Annotated in this window: 1 pseudogene; it reads left to right on the top strand. The window is 60.0% G+C overall.

The annotated features are described in order from the left end of the window. Positions 1–79: 79 nt before the first annotated feature. Positions 80–1993, top strand: a pseudogene (locus Q2M23_RS43490) (ATP-binding protein); the annotation flags it as partial. Positions 1994–2066 lie beyond the last annotated feature (73 nt).

Here is a 2066-nt window from a genome sequence, read left to right as displayed (position 1 = left end):
GATCGTAGCCATGTCGTTCTGTGAGCCAAGGAGTTGAGTGTTAGAGTTGTCTTCCTAAGACCGCTTGGCCTCCGACTAGACACCCGAGGATCGTTACCAGACCGCCGGCGGTGTCGAGCGCGATCTGCGGCGCTGCCTGGCGGAATGGGAAGCGCGCCGCTGCATCGATGACTTCCCGCTCGGCCTGCAGGACACGCCGAGCCAGCTGCTGATCCCCGAAAAGCTGTACGGACGAGACCGTGAGATCGCGACGTTGCTTTCCCGCTTCGATCGCATCATCAAGACCGGTGTGCCGGAGTTAGTGCTGGTCTCAGGATATTCCGGCATCGGCAAGTCCTCAGTCGTCGACGAACTACACAAGGCGCTCGTGCCGCAGCGCAGCCTGTTCGCGTCTGGCAAATTCGACCAGTACAAGCGCGATATCCCTTACGCGACACTGGTGCAGGCTTTTCAAAGTCTCGTCCGGTCTCTCCTCAGCAAGAGCGCGTCCGAGTTGGCAAGCTGGCGCCACGCGCTTCTAGAGGCGCTGGGATCAAACGGGCAGCTCATGATCGACCTCATACCCGAACTCAAGCTAGTCATCGGAGACCAGCCACCGGTTCCTGAGTTGCCGCCACAGCAGGCACAAAGCCGTTTTCAACTCGTATTTCGGCACTTCATTGGCGCATTTGCCCGCTCGAACCAGCCACTGGCGCTCTTCCTCGACGACCTGCAGTGGGTCGATGCGGCGACGCTTGATCTGCTGGAGGACCTGTTGCGGCCAGATTTGGAGCACCTCATGCTCATCGGTGCCTATCGCGACAACGAAGTCGCTGCGGCCCATCCGCTAACGAGAAAGCTCGATGCCATCAAGATCGCCGGCGGAAAGGTCGCAGAGATCAAGCTGTCGCCGCTCACCCAAGAGCACGTTGGGCAGTTGGTTGCGGACGCACTTCGCTGCGAGTTAGAGCGCGCAGAGCCGCTTGCGAAGCTGGTACAACTGAAGACCGGCGGAAATCCGTTTTTCGCCGTTCAGTTCCTGTCTTCGCTCGTCGAGGAAGGATTACTCAAATTCAATCATGATGGCGGGCGCTGGTCGTGGGATATCGACCGCATTGAAGCCAAGGGCTACACCGATAACGTCGCTGATCTTATGATCGGGAAGCTAACTCGCCTGCCGGCCGAGGCGCAGAATGCATTGCAGCAGTTGGCTTGTCTTGGAAACATTGCCGAGAGCACAGTACTTTCGATGGTACTCGGGATTTCGGAGGAGCAGCTCGATACGACCCTGTGGCCAGCCCGCGATCAGGAGTTGGTCGAGCGTGTGGCAGGCGCTTACCGGTTCTTCCACGATCGCGTTCAGGAGGCCGCCTATGGGCTGGTCGCGGAGCAGCTACGCGGCGCGGCGCACCTCCGAATAGGGAGACTGCTCGCGGCGCGGACACCTCCGGAGAAGCGGGACGAGGCGATCTTTGAAATCGTTACTCAGCTCAACCGAGGTCTTGGTTTGATCACATCGGTCGATGAACGCGAGCAGGCCGCGGAATTGAACTTGGCAGCAGGCCGGCGCGCCAAAGCATCGGCTGCATACGTTTCGGCGCTCAGTTACTTTATCACCGGTCGAGGCCTATTGGCAGAGGGATGCTGGGAGCGCCGGTGGGCGCTCATCTTCGCACTCGACCTCCATCGCGCCGAATGCGAGCTCTTGACTGGCGCGCTGTCGGACGCAGAAAGCCACTTGGCTGCATTATCTGCTCGCGTCACGGATATGGCTGATCGAGCGGATGTGGCGCGCCTCGGAATCGACCTTTACCTCACGCTCAATCAGCCCAGCCGCTCGGTCGCCGTCGGTCTCGAGTACTTAAGGTATCTCGGCATCAGCTGGTCGCCGCATCCGACGGATGAGGAGGCGCGCCAAGCGTATCAGCATGTCTGGTCGGAGCTCGGCCGGCGCGCGACCGAGGAGCTGATGGCCCTTCCCTTGATGATCGACCCGGCAGCGCTCGCCGAGCTAGGTGGTGTGGACTCTAAGGATTCCCTTTTGAGAGCAAATCAGATTCAAGGCTTCTTTTTGGGAGGCGGCCTTG

The organism is Bradyrhizobium sp. 33ap4, assembly GCF_032654765.1.
GTDB lineage: Bacteria > Pseudomonadota > Alphaproteobacteria > Rhizobiales > Xanthobacteraceae > Bradyrhizobium > Bradyrhizobium australafricanum.
The sequence above is the reverse complement of the archived record's forward strand: the minus strand, read 5'-3'. Positions and strand labels throughout refer to the sequence as shown.